Annotated in this window: 23 protein-coding genes, 1 tRNA gene and 1 other RNA gene; 12 read left to right on the forward strand and 13 right to left on the reverse strand. The window is 55.8% G+C overall.

Features of this window, described 5'->3' with window-relative positions; translation table 11 throughout:
- Window positions 1-13: 13 nt before the first annotated feature.
- Window positions 14-298, forward strand: coding sequence for a damage-inducible protein J (locus AC6I8C_RS00425; protein WP_497823286.1), 285 nt, complete (start codon window positions 14-16; stop codon window positions 296-298).
- Entirely contained in the window at window positions 295-594 is a 300-nt protein-coding gene (locus AC6I8C_RS00430) for a type II toxin-antitoxin system RelE/ParE family toxin (protein ID WP_497821299.1), read from the forward strand. Before AC6I8C_RS00425 ends, AC6I8C_RS00430 begins: the two co-directional genes overlap by 4 nt.
- A 105-nt stretch (window positions 595-699) precedes the next feature.
- On the opposite strand, the gene AC6I8C_RS00435 is transcribed toward AC6I8C_RS00430, so the two are convergent.
- Genes AC6I8C_RS00435 through fdnG form a run of 5 tightly spaced genes read right to left on the reverse strand, consistent with a single transcriptional unit; the run spans window position 700 to window position 6,859 of the window.
- The gene (locus AC6I8C_RS00435; RefSeq protein WP_497821300.1) at window positions 700-1,311 is read right to left on the reverse strand and encodes a glutathione S-transferase; all 612 of its coding nucleotides are present in this window, start codon (window positions 1,309-1,311) and stop codon (window positions 700-702) included.
- Window positions 1,312-1,332: 21 nt separating this feature from the next.
- Complete coding sequence (gene fdhE / locus AC6I8C_RS00440) at window positions 1,333-2,256, reverse strand: formate dehydrogenase accessory protein FdhE (RefSeq protein ID WP_497821301.1); 924 nt, start codon at window positions 2,254-2,256, stop codon at window positions 1,333-1,335.
- Window positions 2,256-2,897: a formate dehydrogenase cytochrome b556 subunit gene (fdoI, locus tag AC6I8C_RS00445; protein WP_497821302.1), complete on the reverse strand. Its 642-nt coding sequence runs from the start codon at window positions 2,895-2,897 to the stop codon at window positions 2,256-2,258. Before fdoI ends, fdhE begins: the two co-directional genes overlap by 1 nt.
- Entirely contained in the window at window positions 2,897-3,796 is a 900-nt protein-coding gene (gene fdxH, locus AC6I8C_RS00450; protein ID WP_497821303.1) for a formate dehydrogenase subunit beta, read from the reverse strand. Before fdxH ends, fdoI begins: the two co-directional genes overlap by 1 nt.
- Window positions 3,797-3,808: 12 nt before the next feature.
- Complete coding sequence (fdnG, locus tag AC6I8C_RS00455) at window positions 3,809-6,859, reverse strand: formate dehydrogenase-N subunit alpha (protein WP_497821304.1); 3,051 nt, start codon at window positions 6,857-6,859, stop codon at window positions 3,809-3,811.
- Window positions 6,860-7,254: 395 nt separating this feature from the next.
- On the opposite strand from fdnG, the gene fdhD reads away from it, so the two are divergent.
- Window positions 7,255-8,079, forward strand: coding sequence for a formate dehydrogenase accessory sulfurtransferase FdhD (gene fdhD, locus AC6I8C_RS00460; protein WP_497821305.1), 825 nt, complete (start codon window positions 7,255-7,257; stop codon window positions 8,077-8,079).
- On the opposite strand, the gene AC6I8C_RS00465 is transcribed toward fdhD, so the two are convergent.
- Entirely contained in the window at window positions 8,076-8,852 is a 777-nt protein-coding gene (locus tag AC6I8C_RS00465) for a DeoR/GlpR family DNA-binding transcription regulator (protein WP_497821306.1), read from the reverse strand. The genes fdhD and AC6I8C_RS00465 overlap by 4 nt on opposite strands.
- Window positions 8,853-9,058: 206 nt before the next feature.
- Here AC6I8C_RS00465 and AC6I8C_RS00470 point away from each other — a divergent pair, with 206 nt between their 5' ends.
- The 3 genes from AC6I8C_RS00470 to AC6I8C_RS00480 all read left to right on the forward strand — a co-directional run bounded on the left by AC6I8C_RS00470 (window position 9,059) and on the right by AC6I8C_RS00480 (window position 12,470).
- Window positions 9,059-10,399, forward strand: a complete 1,341-nt coding sequence (locus tag AC6I8C_RS00470; RefSeq protein ID WP_497821307.1) for an aspartate aminotransferase family protein — start codon at window positions 9,059-9,061, stop codon at window positions 10,397-10,399.
- 282 nt (window positions 10,400-10,681) lie between these two features.
- Complete coding sequence (sodA, locus tag AC6I8C_RS00475; RefSeq protein ID WP_013359624.1) at window positions 10,682-11,299, forward strand: superoxide dismutase [Mn]; 618 nt, start codon at window positions 10,682-10,684, stop codon at window positions 11,297-11,299.
- A gap of 202 nt (window positions 11,300-11,501) precedes the next feature.
- Complete coding sequence (locus tag AC6I8C_RS00480; protein WP_497821308.1) at window positions 11,502-12,470, forward strand: VirK/YbjX family protein; 969 nt, start codon at window positions 11,502-11,504, stop codon at window positions 12,468-12,470.
- An 8-nt stretch (window positions 12,471-12,478) separates the two neighbouring features.
- Here the strand turns inward: AC6I8C_RS00480 and AC6I8C_RS00485 are convergent, their stop codons facing one another.
- The 6 genes from AC6I8C_RS00485 to AC6I8C_RS00510 all read right to left on the reverse strand — a co-directional run bounded on the left by AC6I8C_RS00485 (window position 12,479) and on the right by AC6I8C_RS00510 (window position 19,708).
- Complete coding sequence (locus AC6I8C_RS00485) at window positions 12,479-12,841, reverse strand: YibL family ribosome-associated protein (protein WP_497821309.1); 363 nt, start codon at window positions 12,839-12,841, stop codon at window positions 12,479-12,481.
- A gap of 103 nt (window positions 12,842-12,944) precedes the next feature.
- Entirely contained in the window at window positions 12,945-13,538 is a 594-nt protein-coding gene (locus AC6I8C_RS00490; protein WP_497823287.1) for an MltR family transcriptional regulator, read from the reverse strand.
- A 16-nt stretch (window positions 13,539-13,554) separates the two neighbouring features.
- Window positions 13,555-14,703: a mannitol-1-phosphate 5-dehydrogenase gene (gene mtlD, locus AC6I8C_RS00495; protein WP_497821310.1), complete on the reverse strand. Its 1,149-nt coding sequence runs from the start codon at window positions 14,701-14,703 to the stop codon at window positions 13,555-13,557.
- Window positions 14,704-14,799: 96 nt separating this feature from the next.
- Window positions 14,800-16,734: a PTS mannitol transporter subunit IICBA gene (locus AC6I8C_RS00500; protein WP_497821311.1), complete on the reverse strand. Its 1,935-nt coding sequence runs from the start codon at window positions 16,732-16,734 to the stop codon at window positions 14,800-14,802.
- 433 nt (window positions 16,735-17,167) lie between these two features.
- Entirely contained in the window at window positions 17,168-17,884 is a 717-nt protein-coding gene (locus AC6I8C_RS00505; RefSeq protein WP_497821312.1) for a DUF3053 domain-containing protein, read from the reverse strand.
- 225 nt (window positions 17,885-18,109) lie between these two features.
- Entirely contained in the window at window positions 18,110-19,708 is a 1,599-nt protein-coding gene (locus AC6I8C_RS00510; RefSeq protein WP_497821313.1) for a gamma-glutamyltransferase family protein, read from the reverse strand.
- A gap of 732 nt (window positions 19,709-20,440) precedes the next feature.
- Between AC6I8C_RS00510 and AC6I8C_RS00515 the strand changes: the two genes are divergently transcribed.
- Complete coding sequence (locus AC6I8C_RS00515) at window positions 20,441-20,737, forward strand: HTH-type transcriptional regulator (RefSeq protein WP_497821314.1); 297 nt, start codon at window positions 20,441-20,443, stop codon at window positions 20,735-20,737.
- Window positions 20,738-20,776: 39 nt separating this feature from the next.
- Here AC6I8C_RS00515 and AC6I8C_RS00520 read toward each other — a convergent pair whose 3' ends face one another.
- Window positions 20,777-21,373, reverse strand: a complete 597-nt coding sequence (locus AC6I8C_RS00520; RefSeq protein WP_497821315.1) for an HD domain-containing protein — start codon at window positions 21,371-21,373, stop codon at window positions 20,777-20,779.
- A 62-nt stretch (window positions 21,374-21,435) separates the two neighbouring features.
- On the opposite strand from AC6I8C_RS00520, the gene AC6I8C_RS00525 reads away from it, so the two are divergent.
- The 5 genes from AC6I8C_RS00525 to AC6I8C_RS00545 all read left to right on the forward strand — a co-directional run bounded on the left by AC6I8C_RS00525 (window position 21,436) and on the right by AC6I8C_RS00545 (window position 24,801).
- Window positions 21,436-21,900: a MarR family winged helix-turn-helix transcriptional regulator gene (locus tag AC6I8C_RS00525; protein ID WP_497821316.1), complete on the forward strand. Its 465-nt coding sequence runs from the start codon at window positions 21,436-21,438 to the stop codon at window positions 21,898-21,900.
- 95 nt (window positions 21,901-21,995) lie between these two features.
- Window positions 21,996-22,424, forward strand: coding sequence for an organic hydroperoxide resistance protein (locus AC6I8C_RS00530; protein WP_013359635.1), 429 nt, complete (start codon window positions 21,996-21,998; stop codon window positions 22,422-22,424).
- A gap of 320 nt (window positions 22,425-22,744) precedes the next feature.
- Window positions 22,745-24,436 (forward strand): kdo(2)-lipid A phosphoethanolamine 7''-transferase, encoded by a 1,692-nt coding sequence (eptB, locus tag AC6I8C_RS00535; protein WP_497821317.1) that lies wholly within the window; start codon window positions 22,745-22,747, stop codon window positions 24,434-24,436.
- A 125-nt stretch (window positions 24,437-24,561) separates the two neighbouring features.
- A tRNA-Pro gene (locus AC6I8C_RS00540) sits at window positions 24,562-24,638 on the forward strand.
- A 33-nt stretch (window positions 24,639-24,671) separates the two neighbouring features.
- A non-coding RNA gene (locus tag AC6I8C_RS00545) (RtT sRNA) lies at window positions 24,672-24,801 on the forward strand.
- The last annotated feature ends 177 nt before the right edge of the window (window positions 24,802-24,978 follow it).

Here is a 24,978-nt window from a genome sequence, read left to right on the forward strand (position 1 = left end):
CGAGAGTCAGGCTATGAGCACTATCCACTTCAGGATTGATGACGATGTTAAACGACTTGCCATGCAGGCAGCCGAGCGCCAGAAGAAGACGCTGACTGAGGTTATGCGTCAGCGAGCGGAAGAGCTGGCTGCTGAAGAGCGGCACTATCAGGACAGTAAACATGATGCATGGCTGGAAGAGCAGATAGCAGCGGCATTCAGTCGTTATGATGCCGGTGAAAGTGAGTTCATCAGTAACGATGAAATGAATACCCGCATGGAAGAGCTTAAAGCGCAGGCCGCGCAGGGAAAATTGTGATAGCAGCCGTTCAATGGGAAAAACAGGCGCAGGCGGACAGGGAAACAATATTTCGTTATCTGTATCGTGAGGCTGGCCTGCTGGTAGCCAGTGCAACAGACGATAAGTTTACCCGGTTGGCCAGTTTGCTTAGCGAAAACCCGCGGGCTGGCACTAAAGTCGGAACAGAAAAACAGCTTAAACTGGTGGTGCCACGCTTACCGTTCATGATCATCTATGTAGCTGAAAAAGATACGGTTCGCATCCTGCGTATACTGCATACATCCCGAAAAATATCGGGCCGCTATCAAAGATAGTCAGCCACTTCAGCCTGCGTCAGATTGTCAGGATCATGAGCTACGGCAGAGAGAGCGGTGCGCTGAGGAGGCCGATGAAATCATCAGCCCCAGCCACCGCACCCCTCACCCCGCAGGCGGCGTCGTCCGCGCAAAGCTCTCGCGCTCAAACAGCGTTTCCGCCAGCTTCACCAATGCCGGACGTTCGACACACCAGTTTGGCACCACGCGGCGGAAGTTGAGGTAGCCGATCATGCAGCCAGTGGCGATATCTGCCAGATTGAGCTGGCCGTTGTTAAGCCATTTGCCCTCTGCGGCCACGGCTTCCAGCATATCGAGACTGCGCTGAATCTTTTCACGATTACGCAACAGCACCTCTTCCGACTGCAAATCACCCGGTCGCATCTGCTCACGCACAATCACCAGCGCGGCGTCGCTGACGCCATCCGCCAGCTTTTCCAGCTGACGAATGTTGAGTGACTCAAGCGGATCGGCAGGGAGTAAAGCCGGCTCCGCGCCGCGCAGTTCCAGAAATTCGGCGATGATGCTGGAGTCGAACCAGATTTGCTTATCGTCAGCGACCAGCGCCGGGACTTTGCCCAGCGGATTGTAGTGCGGCACGTGGCTGTCATCGCTGTAAGGCGATGCGTTAACGAATTCAAACGTAATGCCTTTTTCCAGCATGATAATCGAAATCTTACGCACAAACGGGCTGGTATAGCTGCCAATCAGTTTCATCGGGTTCTCCGGATTCAGTGACTATTCGCCAGGAAACATAAAGGGATTGAGACTGCTGCGCGCGAAGCCTTCCTGCTCCATCCGTGCATCCAGTATCAGCGACGCCAGGTCATCGGCCACCGGTTCAATGGCCGGATCTTTCTCCTGATAGAGCATCTTCAGATAGGTGCCGCAGTCGCCACAGCTCTCTGCCTTCACCGCCGCATGCTCGCTGTCGAGCGACCAGTAGTGCAGATCGCGGGACTGTTCGCACTGGGTACATTTGCTGCGCACCACGTGCCATTCACTTTCGCACAGATTGCAGTGCAGATAGCGCGCGCCTTCATGACTGCCCATATGCACCACGCTGGCGACCGGCATGCTGGCGCAGACCGGACAGAACTGACGCTGATCGCCCATCTCCGCGCGTGCTTTGCCCGGGATCAGGGCTGCCATCTGCGCCCAGTAAAGCGAAAGCGCCGCCCAGATAAAGGGCGCTTTATCGCTGCTGACCAGCGCATAGTCGCCGGTAAACAGCGCGCTGGCCAGGGTTTCCAGCTCGGTGGCGGACGCCTTCTCCAGATTCTCCAGCACTGCCAGTGCCTGACCACTCATCTCCGGCTTCAGCTCGGCAATCAGCGAGTGCAGCAGCCGTTGCCAGTGCGCATCGCGCGGCAGGGTGTGAATGTTCAGTGGCGGCTTGCCCTCGCTGGCACTCTGCGTCAGTCGGGCATGCAGGTCGATGTGCAGCGGATGGTCATACAGCACAATCTCCTGCGCTTCAGCGATCACCGCCGCAAAGCGCAGATAATCGCCAAGTGGATTTTTCGCCGCCAGGTCGCGCAGTCGCGCGGCACGACGGCTGTATAAATTTTTCAGCCGTGGAAAAAGTAACGGCGGAATCATCTCCGCCGTTGTCTTTTCGCTTTTCTCCAGCTGGTCCTGCGGGATTATGCGAATACTCATCAGGGGCGTTTTTCCTGTTTTATTGGCGGATTACGCTGCTCACGATACCAGCGAGGATGATGCTGTCTGGCCCATTCCGAGCTGACCCAGCCTTCCACCATCGCGGTCAGTGTGCCTTTGACCCACAATGCAGCATAAATATGCACCATAATGACGATGATCAGCGCCACCGCTGATACCGAATGCACAACCAGCGCCAGACGAATCAGCGGAATGGAAAAGGCATCAGCAAAGTAGGGTCGCCAGATCACAATGCCGCTGGCAAGCAGCAATACTAAGCTGATGATAGCAGCCCAGAACACACTCTTCTGACCAAAGTTATATTTACCGGTATCGCCAACCTCTTCGTTCAGCGCAATCCGGTGAATATTTCTGGCCCAGTAAAGGTCATCGCGATTAATCAGGTTGTGTTTCCAGTAACGTAAAAACATCAGCATAAAAGCGGCAAACATCACCACGCCAACAAAAGGATGCAGAATACGCGCCAGTTGTGGTGTGCCAAATATCTGCATCAGCCAGTTAAACGACGGAAAGAAAAACCCTAATCCGCTTAATGCGGCCATGACAAAGCAAATCGCGACGATCCAGTGATTGATGCGTTCAGGTGCGCGATAGCGCACCAGATGATCGGGCTTCTTCATTATTGATGCTCCTCAGGCTGATCATCGTTGTCGTCGTGCTCTTCAGTGACGCGATTCGGGCCAACGCCAACATAGTGGAAGATTGAGGCGGCAAACGTGGCGGCAAAACCGAACGCTGCCAGCGGTTTCCAGATCCCCTTCCAGAAGGTCACGGTCGGGCTGATGCCCGGATTCGCAGGCAGTCCGTGATAGAGCTGAGGCTTGTCCGCATGATGCAGCACATACATCACGTGGGTGCCGCCCACGCCTTCCGGATTGTAGAGGCCAGCCTGCGCAAACCCGCGTGACTTCAGCTCCGCCACGCGTTCCTCCGCCAGCGTCAGCATGTCGCTTTTGCTGCCGAAATGAATGGCACCGGTCGGGCAGGTCTTCACACAGGCGGGTTCCTGACCGACGCTGACGCGATCCACGCACAGGGTGCATTTGTAGGCGCGGTTATCCTCTTTATTCAGCCGTGGTACGTTGAACGGGCAGCCTGCGATGCAGTAGCCGCAGCCAATGCACTGCTCAGACTGAAAGTCGACGATGCCGTTGGCATACTGAATGATGGCGCCTGCCGACGGACAGGCTTTCAGGCAGCCGGGATCGGCGCAGTGCATGCAGCCATCTTTGCGAATCAGCCAGGCCAGCTTGCCGTTCTCTTCGACTTCGGAAAAGCGCATTACCGTCCAGGATTTGGCGGTCAGATCGGTGGGATTGTCATAAACCCCGATGTTGTGGCCGACTTCATCGCGGATGTCGTTCCACTCGGAGCAGGCGACCTGGCAGCCTTTGCAGCCGATACAGGTGGTGACATCGATAAGTTTCGCCACTTCGCGCTGGTGATCGCGCGCCTGCGGCGGTGGGGTAAAGCCATTGGTCGCAGAGCGACGGATAATATCTTGAGATTGATAAGCCATAGTCATCTGCCGTTACGCTTTTTCCACTTTCACTAAAAATCCCTTGTACTCCGGGGTCTGCGAGTTGGCGTCGCCAACCGAAGGCGTCAGCGTATTGGCGAGGAAGCCTTTACGCGTGGTGCCTTCAAAACCCCAGTGGCAGGGAATGCCCACGGTATCAACCGGCCTGCCGTCAATCATCAGACGCTGCAGACGACGCGTGACCACCGCTTTGGCTTTGATATAGCCACGACGTGACGTGACTTTGACGCTGTCTCCGGCCTGAATGCCTTTCTCCTCTGCCAGCTCAGTGCCGATCTCGACAAACTGCTCCGGCTGCGCGATTGCATTCAGCAGGGCATGCTTGGTCCAGTGGCGGAACAGTTCGGTGATGGAGTAGGTGGTGGCGACGCAGGGATAGTCGGCGGCCTCACCCAGCTGCGCGGCGTCGCTGCTGAACAGACGGACCACCGGACTGTGACGCTGCTGTGGATGCAGGGGATTGTCGGCGAGCGGACTTTCCATCGGTTCGTAGTGTTCCGGGAACGGGCCGTCGGCCATTTTATCGAGTGCAAACAGGTGGCCGAGACCATCGGGCTGCATGATAAACGGACCGGCCTGCTTCTGCGGCGACAGCGTTACCGGATAATCCGGTACGTCGATACCGTGCCAGCGTGTACCATCCCACTCAATCAGGCGGCGCTGCGGATCCCAGGCTTTACCCTGTGCATCCGCGGAGGCGCGATTATAGAGAATGCGGCGGTTAGCGGGCCAGGCCCAGGCCCAGCCTGAGACCGCCCCCAGACCCGACGGATCGGCGTTGTCGCGTCGGGCCATCTGGTTGCCTTCCGGCGTCCAGCTGCCGCTGTAGATCCAGCAGGAACTGGCGGTGGTGCCATCGTTACGCAGCTCAGAGAAGCCGTTGAGCTGCTGACCTTTTTTCAGCAGCAGTTTGCCGCTGGCGTCATAAATGTCGGCCAGCGCCTGCCCGTTGTTCTCCTGCGCCACCTCTTCCGGCTCAGGATTAAACGGGTCGTGGTAGTCCCAGCGCATCGCCATCAGCGGCTCAGGGGCTGCACCGCCTTCCAGGCGGTAGAGCGCGCGCAGACGCATAAACAGGTTGCCGAGGATTTTACCGTCGTGCAGCGCTTCAGCCGGTGGCTCGGCGGCTGCCCAGTGCCACTGCAGCCAGCGCGACGAGTTCGCCACCGAACCCGACTCTTCGGCGAAGCAGGAAGAGGGCAGGCGGAACACTTCGGTCTGGATAGTCGATGGATCGACGTCGTTGAATTCGTCATGATGCTGCCAGAAGCTGGCGGTTTCCGTGCGAAGCGGATCGATCACCACCATATATTTGAGGCGCGAAAGGGCCCGAACGGCTTTGTTTTTGTCCGGAAAGGCGGCCAGCAAGTTGAAGCCTTGGATCAGGCAGCCGTTGAGCGCGCCCTGCTCCATCATCTCTGCCTGCGCCATGCAGTCGTAAGCCTTGTCCCACTTCGGCAGCCAGTCGTAGCCCCACTGGTTCTCCGCCGTGGCGTTATCACCATAGAAACTCTTCATCAGGCTGACGAAAAACTTATCGGTGTTCTGCCAGTAGTTGACCTGGTCCGGCAGCGCCGCCACCGGCGTGGCCTGTTGCAGGTAAGTCGCCAGCGTGGTTATCTTCTCGGACGGCAGCGGCAGATAGCCCGGCAGGCTCTGCGCCAGCAGCCCGAGGTCGGTATAGCCCTGAACGTTGGAGTGACCGCGCAGCGCATTGATACCGCCACCTGGCATACCGATGTTGCCCAGCAGCAGCTGGATCATCGCGGCCGTGCGGATAATCTGCGAACCGTTGGTGTGGTGGGTCCAGCCCAGCGCATAAAGAATGGTTGCGGTGCGATTGGGCACGCAGGTAGAGGCGAGCTGCTCGCACACCGCAATAAAGGATTCCTGCGAGGTGCCGCACAGGCGCGTCACCATTTCCGGGGTGTAACGGCTGGCGTGGGTTTTCAGCAGGTTGAGCACGCAACGTGGATGAGCAAAGCTGTCATCGCGTCGCGCATGGCCGTTTTCATCCAGCTCATAGTGCCAGCTCTGGCGATCGTACTGGCGGGTTTTCGCATCGTAGCCGCTGAACAAACCGTCGCTGAAGCTGAAGCCTTCGCTGACAATCAGGGCCGCGTTGGTAAAGGCGCGAACATATTCCTGCTGAATCTGATTGTGCTGCAGCAGATAGTTGATCACCCCCATCAGGAACACCACGTCGCTGCCTGCACGCAGGGGTGCATAGAAGTCGGCGACCGCTGCAGATCGGTTAAAGCGCGGATCGACCACGATAACCTGTGCATTGTTATGGGTTTTAGCTTCAATCACCCATTTAAAGCCAACCGGATGCGCCTCGGCGGGGTTGCCGCCCATGATCATCACCACGTTAGCGTTTTTGATGTCATTCCAGTTGTTGGTCATCGCACCGCGACCAAAGCTCGGGGCCAGCGCCGCTACGGTCGGGCCGTGACACAGACGCGCCTGGTTTTCCAACGCCAGAATACCCAGCGCGCGGGCAAATTTCTGATCGAGCAGGCCGGTTTCGTTACTGGCGGCGGAAGAGCAGAGCATCGACGTGGTCGGCCAGCGGTTTACCGTCACGCCAGCGGCGTTGGTGGTCTGGAAATTGGCATCGCGATCCTGTTTCATCAGGCGGGCAATGCGGTCAAATGCCTCATCCCAGCTGATGCGCTGCCATTTATCGGAACCCGGAGCGCGGTATTCCGGGTATTTCAGGCGCTGTTCGCTGTGAATAAAGTCGAGCACGCCTGCGCCTTTCGGGCAGAGCGAGCCGCGGCTGACCGGATGGTCAGGATCGCCTTCGATATGGTAAATCGAGGCACGGGCATTTTTTGCGCCATCGCCCAGGCTGTAAATCAGCATGCCGCAACCGACTGAACAGTAGGTGCAGTTATTGCGTGTTTCTCTGGCACGAATAAGTTTGAACTCTCTGACGCTGGCTAACGCTGTGGTGGGGGCAAAACCGAGTAATGCCGCGCTGGTGCCCGCCAGCCCGCCAGCACAGATTTTGAAAAAACTCCGTCTGTTAATCTGCATTTTATCGTTCTTCTTTATTGGCTCCATTGCGAAGCCTTGCAAAATAGCAGTCCTGGTTGACTGTAAGTTGACCAGGGTCAACACGTTAGTCATTAGTAATTCTTTTTCTCAATTTTGTTAAAAATCCTCGGTGGTGTATTTGTGCTGCAAGCAGATTTTCAGACGGCGCAGATAATTACTGTTGTTTTATGCTTACTGATGTTAACGCGTAAAAGAGAACTATTCGCATTGTGTCCGCCAGCAGGCGTGGCTACGCCTTTTGGGGGAGAAAACCGCATGAATTGCCCCGCTGTTTATTTGCGCTGAATGGGGCTAAAAGGCAGAATCAGAGCGCGTCAGTGCTCTGCCGATCCGGGCACTGAATTACATAATTTATTAACAACAGGTCATATTTTTTGAAAGCTATCCAGCCTGACTCAGGCGAAGATTTAACAATTCAGGCCGGCGTCAGCAGGACGCAGGTGTGGCAGCGCACCGATTTGACGGCAGCAGAGTCTGACTGGCTGGCGGATGAAGTGCCGGTGGCGCTGGTCTATAACGGCATCTCGCACGTGGTGATGATGACTACGCCCAAAGATCTGGAGGCGTTTGCGCTGGGCTTCTCGCTGTCAGAGGGCATTATCGACGCGCCAGGCGACATTTTCGGCATGGACATCGTGCCGGGCTGTGACGGCATTGAGGTTCAGATTGAGCTGTCCAGCCGCCGTTTTATGGCGCTGAAAGCGCAGCGTCGCGCGCTGGCAGGCCGGACCGGCTGCGGCGTGTGTGGCGTTGAACAGCTGGATCAGATTGGCAAGCCACTCTCTCCGCTGCCGTTTACCCAGACCTTCGCGCTGGAGCAACTGGATCGGGCGCTGGGCCAGCTGAAAGATTATCAGCCGGTCGGACAGAAAACAGGCTGCACCCATGCGGCCGCGTGGATCCAGCCCGATGGTCTGCTGGCCGGGGGCTGTGAAGATGTGGGTCGCCATGTGGCGCTGGATAAGCTGCTGGGCTATCGCAGTCAGGCTGAGTGGGGACCGGGCGCGGTGCTGGTTTCCAGCCGCGCCAGCTATGAAATGGTGCAGAAGTCCGCCATGTGCGGCGTCGAAATCCTGTTTGCGGTTTCAGCCGCGACCCGCCTGGCGGTTGAGGTGGCTGAGCGCTGCAATCTGACGCTGGTCGGCTTCAGTAAACCCGGCCGCGCCACGGTCTACAGCCATCCTCAGCGACTGCGTTAAACCACCATCACCTCTGGCAGCGTCTGCTGCAATGCTTCAAGGGCGGCACCGTTGTCGCCGCCGCTGTCGGTAATCAGCATGGTGATCGTCTGCGGCGGCGCGTAAACCGTGCGGCTGACCACGCCCAGTTTGGTGTGATCGGCCAGCAGATAGCAGGCTGCAGATTGCTGCACCATCGCTCTGGCAATGGCGGCTTCGTGCGGATGAAAACTGCTGGCACCGCGATTCGCCTCAATGCCGACCGGCGACAGCAGCGCGACGTCGGCGCGGTAGCGGACGATCTCACCTACGGTGATTTCGCCGCGCGTCTGGTGCGCACCCGCTGGCATCATCCCGCCCAGCAAAATAATCTGGTTATTCAGCGGCTCATCTTCTTCTCCGGCGCTCAGCGCCAGCGCGGCCTGCAGGCTATTAGTCACTATCGTCAGGCCGGAAAGGGCGTGCAGCTCCTCTGCCAGCAGGGTGGTAGTGCTGCCCGCATCCAGAAACAGCGTCTGTCCCGGCTGCAGCAACCGTGCAGCGGCGCGGGCGATAGCACGCTTCTCGCGGGTCTGCGTACTGCGGCGTTGTGTCAGCGGCGGTTCAGCCGCCGTTTCAATCGCTACCAGGCCACCGTGAACGCGGCGCGCCAGACCCTGCGCTTCCAGCTCAATGATATCGCGGCGCGCGGTTTCGCGAGACACCCCCAGCTCCCTGATGATGCGTTCGGTACTGACCTGATTAAGCCGGGTCAGTAAGGCACGGATGCGATGAAGGCGCGTTTCCTGCAGCATAGAGGTTTCCTTATAAAGCGCGAAGAGCACGGATGATACGCCACTGACGCGAAAGATGCCGTCTGAATCAGAGGGAAGCTTAGCGCGGGGATCGGCCAGCGTCATGTGTATTTTATTGTATTTGTGTATTTGGTTGCATTTTAGATTCAGGCAGGCATGATACAGGGGTCAGCTCTTCCTCCTTCATCCTTGTCACGGGAGTCATTATGGCCACGCGTTCCACCATTATGGATACCAACAGTTTCCGCGCCGAACATGCGGATGCGCTCGACAGCGAAACGCGCAAACTGACCGATAAACGCAGCAAAGTACTTGGCGAATCCTATCGCCTGTTCTATCGCAAACCGGTTCATCTGGTGCGGGGTGAAGGGCAATATCTGTGGGACGCGGCGGGCGATAAATATCTCGACGTCTACAACAACGTGGCGAGCATCGGCCATTGCCATCCGGCCGTGATTGAGGCGGTGACGCAGCAGATGAAAATGCTGAACACCCACACCCGTTACCTGCATGAAAATATCCTCGACTACAGCGAAGCGCTACTGGCGACCACGCCTGCGGCGATCGATCGCGCGATGTACATGTGCACCGGGTCGGAAGCCAATGACCTGGCGATCCGTGTGGCGCGCGCTTTCAGCGGCGGCACCGGAATTATCGTCAGTAAAGAGGCCTATCACGGCACCAGTGAGCTGACCTCTGGCGCTTCTCCGGCGCTGGGCAGTGGACAGCCGCTGGCACCCACCACGCGGCTGGTGATGCCACCGGATGCGTATCGTGTGGATGCACCGGACCTGGGCGACTGGTTCGCTGACCAGATTCAGCAGCAGATTGATGATATGGCGGCGAACGGCATTAAATTTGCCGGTTTCCTGGCGGACTCGATCTTCTCATCCGACGGGGTTCTGCCCAATCCGCGAGGCTTCCTGAAAAAAGCGGTCGATGTGGTTCATGCCAACGGCGGCATCTTTATTGCCGATGAAGTGCAGCCTGGCTTTGGCCGTACCGGCGATGCGTTCTGGGGCTTTGGCCGTCACGATGTGGTGCCTGATGTGATTACTACCGGCAAGCCGATGGGCAATGGCATTCCGGTGTCCGGGCTGCTGGCAAAAAGCGACGTGCTGGCCGCCTTCAGTGACTCGATTCCCTACTTCAATACCTTTGGTGGTAATCCGGTGGCGATGGCAGCGGCGCAGGCGGTGCTGAACGTGATCACCGAAGAGGGATTACAGGAACACAGCCGTCTGGTCGGCACGAAGCTGCTGGCTGAGCTGCGAACCCTGATGGATCGCTATGAGTGCGTGGGGGATGTGCGCGGTGCCGGACTGTTTATCGGCTTCGAACTGGTCACCGATCGTCACAGCAAAACGCCAGACAAAACCCTGGCGCTGAACCTGATCGAGAAGCTGCGTGAACATCGTGTGCTGACCTCGGTCGCTGGCCCGTATGGGAATGTACTGAAACTGCGTCCGCCATTGGCTTTCCAGGAAAGCGACATCGACTGGCTGGTTGGTGCACTCGACAACTCACTGCGCGAGCTGGGTCAGTAAGGCACAGGGCAGGGCAGACGCGGCATCCGGGCAGGCGGCGTGCTTGCTGCTGCCCTGGCTTAAGCGCGCCGCGTGCGCTGTCGGATAAGTCAGAAAAGGCAGAGTCTGCAGCAGCACACTGAAAAAACAACGGGTTGCTAATGCCGTGTTTCGCAAATCCTTATGGTTAATAGGGCATTGATTACCCTTTTACGCTACATGAATTTAACTATAATGATTCGACTGCTTACGCGGCACGTCCCGAATTCGTCGTGCTGCTCACACTAAATGGAGAGGAAGAACATGAGTTATTCACTGCCATCCCTGCCTTACGCATACGACGCACTGGAACCGCATTTCGACAAGCAGACGATGGAGATCCATCACACTAAACACCACCAGACCTACGTGAACAACGCGAACGCAGCGCTGGAAGGTACTGAATTTGCTAATCTGCCGGTAGACGAGCTGATCACCAAACTGGATCAGCTGCCAGCAGACAAAAAAGGCCCACTGCGTAACAACGCTGGCGGCCACGCTAACCACAGCCTGTTCTGGAAAGGCCTGAAAACCGGCACTACGCTGCAGGGCGACCTGAAAGCGGCTATCGAGAAAGATTTCGGTAGCGTGGAAAAATTCCAGGAAGAGTTCGAGAAAGCTGCCGCCACCCGTTTCGGTTCTGGCTGGGCATGGCTGGTTAAGAAAGGCGACAAGCTGGCTGTGGTTTCAACCGCAAACCAGGACAACCCACTGATGGGTGAAGCGGTTGCCGGCGTTTCTGGCTTCCCGATCATCGGTCTGGATGTGTGGGAACACGCTTACTATCTGAAATATCAGAACAAGCGCCCTGACTACATCAAAGCGTTCTGGAACGTGGTTAACTGGGACGAAGCGGCAGCCCGCTTCGCATCTGCTAAATAAGTTAACCAAACGTAAACGTAATGAAGATAAAACCGGTGAAATCTATTTCGCCGGTTTTTTTTGTCCTTATTTTGTGCATTGCCAAAATGAAATGAAAATCGTCAATTATCGGTTTTAATGTTACTCTACATTAACTTTCCGTTGATATTGACTATGTTATGTTCAGTGACATTCCTGCTTAACTCACTGTGTGTCGCTGACTATGTCAATTATAACTACTCACGAAAATACGACCGAATCCTCTGCTTCACTTTTTTTCCAGTTAATCAGTGGAAAATACATTCCGGATAACCTCTGGGTCAGTAAACGTTTCCGTTTGAAATTTGTGTTAAGAACCTTAATATCGCCGCTGACCACGCTGCATTATCTGGATGCGCTGTCGCATCTGCCGCAACTTCCCTTGCTGATGAGCACCCAGGGATTGCTGCCAGCCAAGCTGCACCGGCCCTATCTGCGTTCGGGCATGAGCATTGCTGCGCGTGCGCAGGCGATTCTCGACCACTACTCGCTGATGAACAATCTCGAAAATCCTGTGCTGCGTCAGCTGCTGCAGAGTGCTTCAGATAATCCGCTTGCTGCGCTAGCCGGAAAAAATGGCGAGGCTTTTTTACTCTCCTGCAGTTCCGGTTATTTTGATCGTGAAGGGGAAGTGACGCTGGTATTACGTTATAACGACGAAATTATTGCTTCACTTTCTTTTTCGATTCTCAACGAGAATAACCAGCGCACCTTATTAATTGGCGGATTACAGGGGCCGCGGAAACATATTAATAATGAGATGATCCGCGAGGCGACCAAAGCGGCTCACGGTCTTTTCCCGAAACGCCTGTTAATGGAAGCGGTATTTATTGTGGCGAAGCAGTGCGGCGTGGAAAGTATTCAGGCAGTAGGCGATGAGACCCATGTATTTCGCAGCCTGCGTTATCGCCACAGCAAAGGGGATAAGTTCTTTGCCAGCTACAGTGAGTTCTGGCTGTCGCTGAGTGGTGAAGCGCGCAGGGATGGGATGTTTACGCTGCCGCTGAGCCTGCCGCGTAAAACGCTGGAGGAGATTGCCAGTAAGAAGCGGGCAGAGTATCGCCGCCGTTATGAACTGCTGGATGCGCTGGCGGAGCAGGTTTATGCCGCCGCCGGCGAACGCAAAGCCGATGTCGATCAGGCTGCTGCCTGATCGACCCGTCAGAATGCGGTTTTAGCGAAGCCCGTCATCGCTTTAAGGCCCATCTCACGTCCCAGCGCGGTCATTGGATGCACCACCACCAGGCCGCGTACGCTTTTCTTCAGCGCACCCAGATTTGCCTGCTCTTTTTTGGTAATTTCGCGGCTGAAGCCCATTTTCTGCAGCTTCTGCGCTTCGGCACTCAGTTTTTCGACCCGCTGACCGCGCAGACGCTCAATCTCAATGACCAGCGTTTCTTTCTCTTTCAGCAACGCGCCCAGTTTCTCGGTATCACCCGACTCCAGTAACTGCGGCTCTTTGCGGTTCAGTGCGTCCAGCTTATCGCTGAGAAGTTTAATTTCGTTCTTTTCTTGCTCTTTCATGACAACAACTCGTTGAGGAAAACAGGCCAAGGATACACCAAATCTGACGTATATTCCCGGCCAGGTTAAGACGAAAAAGGCGTCGTGATGACGCCTGACAGGATTAGCTACCGGACTTTTTAAACACCTGCTTCATACTGATGCGGGCGATCAGCTCGGTCAGCGACAGGACCATGGTGGACCGCACCATCTGCAGATAGCGCTGCTGCTGCATGCTGCGCAGCTCGGCATCGTCGGTGTGAAACACCGGCGCAGGTGGCCAGGCGGTAACGCAGTGCAGTTCACCAAACGGGCCCAGGATCTCATCGTCGGTGAAACGATAATCGCCGCTGTCGTGATTCAGCTCTTCGCGCAGCGCCAGCAGCAGTTCACCATCTTCATATTCGTGGCGACTGATGACGCCAAGTCCGTAAATCAGCTTCAGGCGAACCGAGAGTTCGCCCAGAGGACCATCGCCCAGCAGCAGCGGTTCTACCGCATATTTCACCGCATAGTCATCTTTACGAAACACCTGCAGCACCAGCAGATTGACGGCTTCAGCCAATAGCTCAACGGCGGCGATCAGAAAGCTTCTCACCGAACGACCGGCGTTCAGGCGCTCAAGCACCCGGTTCTCAAAAGCCTGCTTCTCTTCCATTATTGCCTGCATGGGTTCAATACCGCCGTCGGGCGCAGGCGAACTGCGCCCGGCTTGCATCACTAACACGCGCGTATTATGCCATAGCGTGCCAGGCGCTCACCACAGAAGCCACCACTTCGCTGTCGGCATCCAGCCCTGAAATCTCAGCCAGCGTCGCCTGTGGGCCTTTTTCGGCCAGCAGCGCGGCCAGCTCCTGCGCCTGGGGGTCCTGATCGCTGCGATAGTGCATCGCGGCGGCAATGCCCTGCACCAGGCTGGCGTGCGGCAAACCATACTCCAGCGTGCCCAGCGTCGGCTTGATCAGGCGATCGCCCGCGCTGAGTTTACGCAGCGGCTGACGGCCCACGCGCTCCACATCATCTTTCAGATACGGATTTTCAAATCGACCCAGAATCTTCCGGATGTAGGCCGCATGCTTCTCCGCGTCAAAACCGTAACGCTTAATCAGCACCGCGCCGCTCTCTTCCATTGCGCCTTTCACCACGGCCCGGACTTTTTCGTCGAGGATGGCGTCGCGAATGGTCTGGTGACCGGCCAGCTGGCCGAGGTAGGCGGTAATGGCGTGACCGGTATTCAGGGTAAAGAGTTTACGCTCAACAAAGGCCATCAGATTATCCGTCAGCTCCATGCCCGGAATGGTCGGCAGGTCGCCTTTAAATTGAGTTTTATCGACGATCCATTCGCTGAAGGTCTCAACGGTCACTTCCAGCGGATCGGTGCTGCCGGCTTCAGACGGGGGCACGATGCGGTCGACAGCGGAATCCACAAAGCCGACATGCTGCTCCAGCCAGGCGTGATACTGCTCCGGCAAGGCTTTCAGCACGTGTTGTTTCAGCTGGCTGGTGCCGCGCACCATGTTTTCACAGGCGATGATATTTAACGGACGAGTGTTGCCATTGTCGCTGCGTTTTGCCAGTCCTTTAGCCACACTGCCGGCAATACGCTCCAGAATCTGCGGACCCACGGCGGTGGTGACCAGATCGACTTCAGACACCAGGGTGATGATCTCATCGCTGGTGCTGTTGACCGCACTGACGCCTTTAACGGTTTCCACTTTGGCCTGCTCGCCAACCACATGAACGGGATACTCATGACGCGCGTTCAGTGCATCCAGCACCGTCTGATTCACATCAGCAAAAACCAGTTCGATACCGGCATCAGCCAATAATTTGCCGATAAAGCCGCGACCAATGTTTCCTGCTCCGAAATGTAACGCTTTCATAATTTTTGACCCATATCAAATGACGATGGGGCGGGCAAACCCGCCCCAGGAAATCGGGACGGGCATGACCGCCCCAGGGAAAATAATTGCTATAAATTACGCGATTACAGGCTTACCTGACAGCAAATCCAGCACTTCCTGGACGCTCGTGGTATTCGCCAGCTTCTCAATCACGCTGTCATCATCCAGCGCGTTGGTCAGGCTGGTGATCACCTGGATGTGCTCGTTGTTGCGGGCCGCAATACCAATCACCAGGCGTGCCACATCATCCGGCTCTTCGCCGAACAAAACGCCTGCCGGATACTGACAGAACACCACGCCGGTTTTCAGCACGCGATCTTTCGCTTCAACCGTGCCGTGCGGCACTGCGATCGACTCACCGAGGTAGGTCGGTGTCAGTTTTTCACGCGCCAGCATCGCATCAATATATTCAGGTTCAACGTAACCGCCTTTGACCAGCTGTTCGCCGGCAAAGCGAATCGCCTGCTCTTTGTTGCTGGCGGACAGACCGAGGAAGACATTATCTGCGCCCAGTTTAAACAGGTGTGCATTGCCTTCGTCGTAGCTGTCCGAGAGCGCGGTATTCACCGTCTCACGATGTACGTCGCTGCGGTTAGCCGCCACCAGACGTTCGGTCAGGGTGCTGTAGAGCGCGCTGTCGAGGAAGTTATTCAGCGAGATATGCTGGGCATGCGGCGCCTGGCGAATCGCGCGTTCAGTCAGGTCACGATGCGTAATCACCAGATCGACATCACCTGGCAGGGCGTTGATGGCGGTGTTGGTTACCGACACATTGCTCAGACCGGCGTCCTGCACTTTCTTGCGCAGCACGCCTGCACCCATGGCGCTGGAACCCATACCGGCGTCACAGGCCACGATGATTTTACGCACGTGATGCAACTCGACGCTCATGGCATCGCTGGCGACGGCGCCGCCCGTTGTGCTCTGGCCTTTAGACTGCGCTTTCATCTCATGCATGCGCTGGGTCGCGGCTTCAATATCGTCATCTTCTTTGACTTTGCTGGTTTTCAGCAGGATAGCGGAAACCACGAAGGAGACGGCGAAGGCTGCAGCGATAGCGGCGATGTTGGCGAAGTAGGCACCTTTTGGCGTCATTGCCAGCACGGCCAGGATAGAACCTGGTGAGGCAGGAGAGACCAGGCCACCGTTCAGTACGGTCAGCGTGAAGACACCGGTCATACCGCCCAGGATAACCGCCAGCAGCAGGCGAGGGGCCATCAGCACATACGGGAAGTAGATCTCATGGATGCCGCCGAGGAAGTGGATAATCGCCGCACCACCCGCAGACTGTTTAGCACTGCCACGTCCAAAGAACATGTAGGCCATCAGCACGCCCATACCCGGACCCGGGTTGGCTTCGATCAGGAAGAAGATCGACTTGCCGGCTTCGCTCGCCTGCTGGATGCCCAGCGGTGAGAAAATACCGTGGTTAATGGCGTTGTTCAGGAACAGGATTTTCGCCGGCTCCACGAAGATGGAAGTCAGTGGCAGCAGATTGTTCTGCACCATCAGATTCACGCCCGCGGCGAGAATGTGTGACAGACCTTCAACCAACGGACCGATTGCCAGGAACGCCAGCAGTGCCAGGATCATCCCGATAATACCGGCCGAGAAGTTGTTAACCAGCATCTCGAAGCCGCTTTTGATTTTGCCGTCAATCGCCCGGTCAAACGACTTAATTGCCCAGCCGCCCAGCGGACCGGCAATCATCGCACCGAGGAACATCGGCATATCTGCACCGACAATCACACCCATGGTCGTAATCGCGCCAACCACGCCGCCGCGATCGCCACCCACCAGACGCCCACCGGTAAAACCGATCAGCAGAGGCAGCAGGTAGGTGATCATCGGGCCGACCAGTTTGGCCAGCGTTTCGTTAGGGATCCAGCCAGTTGGAATAAACAGTGCGGTGATGATACCCCAGGCGATAAACGCCCCGATGTTCGGCATCACCATATTACTCAGAAAGCGACCAAAGCTCTGTACTTTGACCTTCACTGATGAGGACATAAACCCACCCCTTATTGAGACGCGCTGCAATAGGAGAGCGCGCTTGTTTTTGTTTAGCCACCCCGACGCGAAGCCGGTGGTATTACTGTATGCACGCGGACTCTATCACGCGAATTTGACGCTGCGTAGCGCATGGATCAAGTGTGATCTGTGTCACTGATTCAGGGTGGTGGCAGGGGTAATTTGCGTGACTTCGATCACATTTTTACCGGTGTTAAGGCTTGTTTTGCCTGGATTCTGGCCGGGCTGGCAGGCTATCTGTGAGATGAATCACACTTAGCGGCAGGGTATTTGTTATATAAATGTGACTTAGATCACAAACTATTTTTGGTCGAAAATGCGCCAGATCACACTTCATTATTCCGGTGACAGGAAGAGAGATGAAAAGGGGAATGAGCCGGGCAGACGAATAACGCCTGCCCGTTAAACGGTTTTACTGCAGACCACCCTGGACGGCAGCCTGTGCCTGAGGAAGCGCCTGGGCATTGGCTGATAAAGTGCTCATCAGCGCATTATATTGTGAAGCCTGATCCTGCGTCGGGAACTGCACGCCACCATCATTGAAGCTGACACGGGTTCCCTGCGTTTGCAGGAAATCGCCGGCCTGTACGGCACCCTGGCTCAGCGCCTGGAGTTTTGGCAGCAGCGGAATCAGTTGATTAGCGGGCACCGTGACCACTTTGTTGTAGGCGGTGTCATAGGCTTTTTTCAAATCATCCGGCTGCTTCAGGGCCGCTTTGCTGCTGTCCGCCTGCATTTTTGCGCTTTCAATCTGCTGGGTCACGATCACCAGTGCGCTGTTCGCCTGACGCAGGGAATCACGACGGCTCAGATAATCCTGCGGAACGCGAATGGCTGAAAGCTCATCCACCACCGGACGCATACCCTGCTCAACGGCCTTATTCGCCTGCTGCGAGAAGCCATACATGATGGCGTAATCGCTGGCGAAGTTGCCAAAGCTCTGCTTCTGGTTCTCGCTGAGGCTGGGCAGATGCTCGCCGCTGCGCATGACGGTGTTCTGGAGGAAATCGATAAATGCTTTGCGCTGCTCGCCTTCTTTATCACCGCACGCGGTGAGTTGCAGCACAATCAGCGCGCCAGCGAGCATCATGCCGCCGCGTGCCATAAGGCGTGTAAGTCCTGAAGCCATGGGTTCAACTCCTGTCGGTGATACTGTCGGATGTCCAGGTAAGAATGGTCTAAAGAATAGAACAAACCCGCATCACGGCACAATGTGAAACCACCTGCGAAACAGACGCTTTCTGAAACGCCGGTTAAAGCACGGGATTGTCTGCGTGTCATAAGGGGCTAAGGTCCCTGCCATCGCTGGCTTCAGCGCGTCGATTAAAGAGGCGTGTAGCGGCCTGGCGCGGCCTTAAAACACTACCGCCTGACCATCTTTGCGACTCTCGCTGGCTACGATATAGAAGCCCTGTGGATCGCGTACGATTACCTGTGCGCCACCAAAGTTGTAATTGCTCAGCGGATCTTCCAGCACCACATTGTGCCCCATACGGCGCAGGGTGCTCAGGGTATTGCGATCGAGAGTGGATTCAAACACCACCTCACGTCCCTGTACCACGCGCCAGCGCGGCGCATCAATCGCGGCCTGTGGATTCTGCCGATGCAGCATAATCCGCAGCGCCAGCTGAACATGTCCCTGCGCCTGCATCGGGCCGCCCATCACGCCAAACGCCATCAGCGGCTGGCCCTGCTGATCCAGCGCAAAGGCCGGAATAATGGTATGGAACGGCCGCTTACCGCCCGCCACGACGTTGGGATGCTCCGGGTCGAGTGAAAAGCCTGCGCCACGGTTCTGCAGGCTGATGCCGGTATCGGGTACGACCACGCCAGAGCCAAAGCCCATGTAATTGGACTGGATGAAAGAAACCATCATGCCGCTGGCATCCGCTGCCGCGACATACACCGTGCCGCTTTGCTGCGGTGATCCAAAGCGGAAATCTCCCGCTTTATCAGGGTCGATTAATGCTGCCCGCTGGCGGATGTACTCTTTGCTCAGGAGTAATTCAGCCGGAAATTCGAGGTGATCCTCGTCAGTGACATAACGGTCCAGATCAACCAGCGCCAGTTTCATCGCCTCAATAGAAAGATGCAGCCACTGCGGTGAATCGGGTGCATAGCGATTGATCTCCCACGCTTCCAGAATGCCGAGCGCAATTAAGGTCGCGATCCCCTGACCATTCGGCGGCAGCTCCTGCACCGATCCCCCGGCAAACGGATGCGACAGCAGGGTCACCCAGTTGGCGCGATGGTTTTTTAAATCCTCCAGCGTCAGCGCCGCGCCATGTTCGCGGGCGAAGGCCGCCATTTTCTGCGCCAGTGCGCCGCGATAAAAACTTTCACCTTCAGTCTCAGCGATCTCCTGCAGGGTGCGGGCCTGCGCCGGGTTGCGGAACAGCTCGCCCGTACGCGGCGGACGACCCTGTGGCGCAAAGCAGCTGCTGAAGCCAGGCTGATCCCGCAGCTTGTCATAGCCACGCTGCCACAGCTGACCAATCAGCGGAGAGACCGGAAAGCCGTCGCGCGCATAGTCAATTGCCGGTTGCGCCAGGGTGGTCAGCGGTAAGGTGCCGAAGCGCTGCGCCAGCGTCACCCACGCCGAGACAGCGCCCGGCACAGTGACAGACTCCCAGCCGGTTTCAGGCATCGCGCTCAGAGCGGCAAAGCGTTCGGGATGCCAGGCGGCGGGTGCCCGGCCTGAAGCGTTTAAGCCATGCAGTTCGCTGCCGTCCCAGACAATCGCAAACGCATCACTGCCGATGCCGTTTCCGGTCGGCTCCAGCACGGTTAAGGCGATGGCGGTAGCGATAGCCGCATCCACGGCGTTCCCGCCCTGTTGCAGCATCCGTAAACCCGCCTGTGCCGCCAGCGGTTGCGAGGTTGCGACGGCATTGCGGCCCATCATCGGCACGCGATGAGAGGGATAGCCGACGTTAAAATCTGTTTCACGCATCGCTTTTCCTTAAAGAGGTCAGGAGTGAATTTTCACGTCATCAGCACGTGATTCCACCGCTGCACGTTTAGCGCGCAAAGGGCTCGTTTTCAGCCGCCAGCTGCACCGTTATGAGGCATCAGCCGTTTCGTTAGGATGACTTTTGATTCATCTGACGATAGGGGGGCATTAAGAGTAAAAGATTTCTCCGCACTGCACTGTGAGCCGCCGCGCGCCAGGGTTCAGGCGCTAACCAGGACTATTCTTAAATTAATCAGAGCCGTGAATATAAGTGTTCAGGAAGTAAACCATTGGCGTATATTTTGCACTCACAAGGTGAAGAGGTGTAGTGCTTCACAGAAATGAGAATATGCCAGAGAAAAGCTTGATGGCATCCACATAAATCGCAAACACCATTTGATTTTTTTGCACGCTGTGCCAGCACAAAAATCAACTGCCTCAGCAGGTTAGAGGTGCTGGAACATTTCCGGCAAACCATAGTGAAAAAAATAATTATAAATTGCGCGGCAAATAGTCAGGTCTCTATCCATACTTAGTCTCCCGGCATTTGTTGCATTGACCTGACATCATTAAAGCAGTGCACCGCAGGCTGTGTCCCGTAATGGTTTTTCTCATAACAAAAATAAACCCTTGCGGGATCCAGCCTGAAACAGGCCCGGTTTCAGAGTCCTGACTTCAGGCTCGTACCTCTCTACTTTCACGTGCTTCATAGTGAGTTTTAAGGAGTTCTCTATGGAATTAAAAGACCCGATGTTTGAATTGCTCAGCAGCCTTGAGCAGATTGTTTTGACACGTGATGATCGCTCCGCCGAGTTACTTATTCAGCGTCAGCAACCCGCCCAGCCAGAGCCGCAGCGTCTGCGTGAAATGACCGGCATGCAGGTTGATGAATTTGCAAAAGTGATGGGCGTGAGCGTCTCTTCCGTAAAAAGCTGGGAAGCACGGCGTACCCGTCCTTCCGCGACTGCGCAGAAATTAATGAAGTTATTGCATGCCAATCCCTATCTGGGACGGCAGTTGCTTGAATAATCAGGCATCACGAGAAGAACCCGCCGCTGGCGGGTTTTTTTATGCGCGCATTTCGCTGTATTTAGCGGCCTGTTTCACAAACCAGCTCTCTGGCACGTTGTACGGAGGCTCCCGCAGCCGGGCAAGGCCGCTTTCAATGATCGTTGACGCCTGTTGCCATAACTGCGCATCGCCCTCTTTCAGCAGCGCAATCTGTATCTGTTTTTCCACCAGATAGACCCGCGCAAAGTCAGGATCAAAACGCACAATCGCGCGGGTATTGTCGATGATGTCAGCCAGTTTGATTGTCTGCGCCTCAGGACTGGCGCTGGCCGTATGGCGGAAGTGCGCCAGTTTACGGGCCGCCCGATTTTTTGCCGCTGTGGGTGTGCTGTCGGTCAGCATCTCCACCAGGCTGGCCACGCGCGCACCAAACTGGGCTTCGATATCCCCTTGCGTGGCAGAGGTATCTTCTACGGTATCGTGCAGCCAGGCGGCGGCTAACATGGCATCGTCATGAGTGACGCTGCGCACCAGCTCCACTACCGCAGCCGGATGAACAATGTAAGGCTCATCGGTATATTTGCGGCGCTGACCGGCACGGGCATGTGCCTCAGTGGCGAAACGACGCGCCTGTTCTTCCAGTGAATCCTGCATGCTTTTTCTCCTGACAAAAAGTTTGCTTGCAATTATCTAGCGCGCTATCTATATTAATCACCATGAACTGTGATCAAGATGACAAAAAAGTGAAAACGATGCCACTGTTGGTCGATCAGCAACTCTGTTTTGCGCTTTATTCTGCCAATCTGGCGATGAGTAAAGTCTATCGACAGTTGCTGAGCCAGCTCGACATTACCTATCCGCAGTATCTGGTGATGCTGGTGTTATGGCAGAAAGATGATGTCACGGTGTCAGAGATTGGCGAGCAGCTCTTTTTAGACTCGGCAACATTGACGCCACTGCTGAAGCGGCTGGAAAGCGCAGGTCTGATCAACCGCCAGCGTACCCGTCAGGATGAACGCCAGGTTGCGGTAACGCTGACAGAGGCGGGACGAACGCTGCAGCATAAAGCGGAGTCCATTCCTGAAGCGGTTAAATGTGCTACGGCTTGTGACGATGACGCCCTGCTGGCGCTGAAATTACAGCTCGATGGGTTACGTGATAACCTGAATCAATCACGATAATTATTGCCGACGGGTGCGCTGCACCCGTTGAACCTCACCGCCTGATTACGGTTAAATAAGTAGCGGGCGATTAAATAGTGTAACGGAGAAATGTCATGTCTTTAGAACAAGTGGTTTACCGCGCCAAAGCCAAAGCAACCGGTGGTCGTGATGGTCGTGCAACCTCTTCTGACGGTGTACTGGACGTTAAACTGGGCGTGCCAAAAGAGATGGGCGGTGCAGGCGGCGAAGTGACTAACCCTGAGCAGCTGTTTGCTGCAGGCTACTCTGCCTGCTTCCTGGGCGCGATGAAGTTTGTTGCTGGCCGCGACAAAATCGCGATGCCAAAAGATGCGTGGATTGAAGGTGAAGTCGGTATCGGTCCTATCCCTGATGGCTTTGGTATCGAAGCAACGCTGAACATCCATCTGCCAGAGATGGATGAAGCCGAAGCGCAGAAGCTGGTTGATGCGGCGCATATCGTTTGTCCTTACTCAAACGCTACCCGCAATAACATCGACGTCACGCTGAACATCATTCGCTAAGCGTGCTGCGGGCCTGAAACCATCAGGCCCGCACTTTATCCCTTCAATAAATCCTTTCACTCCATACTCTCTGCGCCAGTACGTCCGGTCTCTGCTCTCCGCAGTGTACAAAAAATGTGCTAATCCGGTCGACAACGATTATTTTCTGGTCTATCCATCGCTGCCATGTTTTACTGAGCCACCTCGCGTTATAGCCAGTAAATCCGTTCAGAATTTTCCTTCATCTTGTCCGGTCCGCTTATTCAGCGAACTCTGCCGCGTTTCGGCAGTCACATAAAAGATTTGGTCAAGCGCTTCACACCGGAGAAACCCCTTTTTTCATGAATTATATTAAAACCCTGACTCAGCAGAAGTTATCGCTATTGCTGGCGCTCTACCTCGGTATTTTGCTGAACTTACCGATTTTCTATCGTCGTTTTGACGGTTTTCTCAGGCAATCCACGGTAACGAACTGGCTCACTGCCGTCACCGAGGTGATTGCCATTGTGCTGCTGACCTTCTTCCTGATGCGTCTGCTGTCGCTGGGCGGAAAGTGGTTTTATCGCGTGCTGGCCACGATGATTGTTCTGATCTCTGTTGCCGCCGCCTATTACATGGCGTTTTTTAACGTCGTCATTGGCTACGGTATCGTGGCGTCGGTGATGACGACCGATACCGATCTTTCTAAAGAAGTGGTTGGCTACCATTTCATCCTGTGGATGGTGCTGGTCAGCGCGCTGCCGCTGCTGATGATCTGGCGCAACAGGCTGAGCATGACGCTGAATGAGCAGCTCCGTACGCCGGGACAGCGCCTGAAACCGACCCTGATTATGCTGCTCTGCGTAGCCCTGGTCTGGCTGCCTATCCGTTATTTCGACAAGCTGCAGAAGCACAATGAAGAGATTACTAACATCGATCTGCCGAGCTACGGCGGTGTGGTCGCCCACTCGTATCTGCCTTCCAACTGGCTGGCGGCTGTAGGTCTGTTTGCCTGGACCCGCGTGGATGAGTCGCTGAATAGCGAGGAGCTGCTGGATCCGGCGAAGAAGTTTACCTACGTTGCGCCTGCCGGGCTGGATGATACCTATGTGGTGTTTGTGATTGGCGAAACCACCCGCTGGGATCACATGGGAATGCTGGGTTATGAGCGCGACACGACGCCTAAGCTGTCGAAAGAGAAGAATCTGGTCGCATTCCGGGGTGAATCCTGCGACACCGCGACCAAGCTGTCGCTGCGCTGCATGTTTGTGCGCGAAGGCGGCACCATGGATAACCCAGGCCGCACGCTGAAAGAGCAGAATGTGTTTGCGGTGATGAAAGAGCTGGGCTTCACCTCTGAGCTGTTTGCGATGCAGAGCGAAGTCTGGTTCTACGACAACATCAATGCCAACAACTTTGCTTTCCGTGAGCAGATTGGTTCAGAGAAGCGTAATCAGGGCAAAGCGGTAGATGACATGCTGCTGGTGCCGGAGATGAAAGCGTCACTGGATCGTTTCCCTAAAGGTAAGCATCTGGTGGTGCTGCACACCAAAGGTTCGCACTATCTTTATTCACAGCGTTATCCGCGTAGTTTCGCGAAGTATCAGCCGGAGTGTATGGGCGTCGACGAGACCTGCAGTAAAGCGCAGCTGATCAACGCTTATGATAACTCTGTGCTCTATGTCGATAGCATGCTGGATAGCGTGCTGGATCAGCTGCGTGATAAGAAGGCGATCGTTTTCTATGCTGCCGACCACGGCGAGTCGATCAGCGAGAATATGCATCTGCACGGCACGCCGCGTGAGATGGCACCGCCGGAGCAGTTCCGCGTACCGATGATGGTCTGGGCGTCAGATAAGTATCTGGAAGACAGTCAGAACCGTAGTAACTTCGAACGCCTGCAGGCGCAGCAGCGTGTGGGCCGGACTCATCGTCACGTTGAGTTGTTCGATACCATTCTGGGCTGTCTGGGTTATACCTCGCCAGATGGCGGCATTAACCCGGCTAACAACTGGTGTCAGGCACCGGCTAAAAGTCAGGCTAAAGCGCTGTAATAGTCGTCTGAAAGGGACATGCAGGCGGTTGATTTTCGTTAACCGCGTGCTTTCCAGGCGATTGACGGCAAAAGCATAAAAAGCGGTTGACGCTGATCGGGGGTAGCAGTAACATGCGCCCCCATCGGCGAGTAGCGCAGCTTGGTAGCGCAACTGGTTTGGGACCAGTGGGTCGGAGGTTCGAATCCTCTCTCGCCGACCATATTTAAGAAACCTGTCTGAAAAGACAGGTTTTTTTTCGTCTGTAGAAAAGAGGATGAGAACCTCCGAAGGAGGTTTGAGCCGAGCGTAGCGAGACAACGTTGCTTCAGCAACGGCCCGAAGGGCGCTGCTCGCAGAGCAGAGTAATCCTCTCTCGCCGACCATATTTAAGAAACCTGTCTGAAAAGACAGGTTTTTTTTCGTCTGTAGAAAAGGGAAAGACTTACCGCTGAGCAGGCTTCAGGGAGCATACGCCTTCCGCAAAGACGCAAAAGATGCCATCCCTGGCATGCTCAGCGCGGGCGCTTACGCACCTCATCCCTGAGGTGCGCCCGTAGCCG

This window comes from Pantoea sp. X-Soil-YNGN-844 (assembly GCF_059730595.1).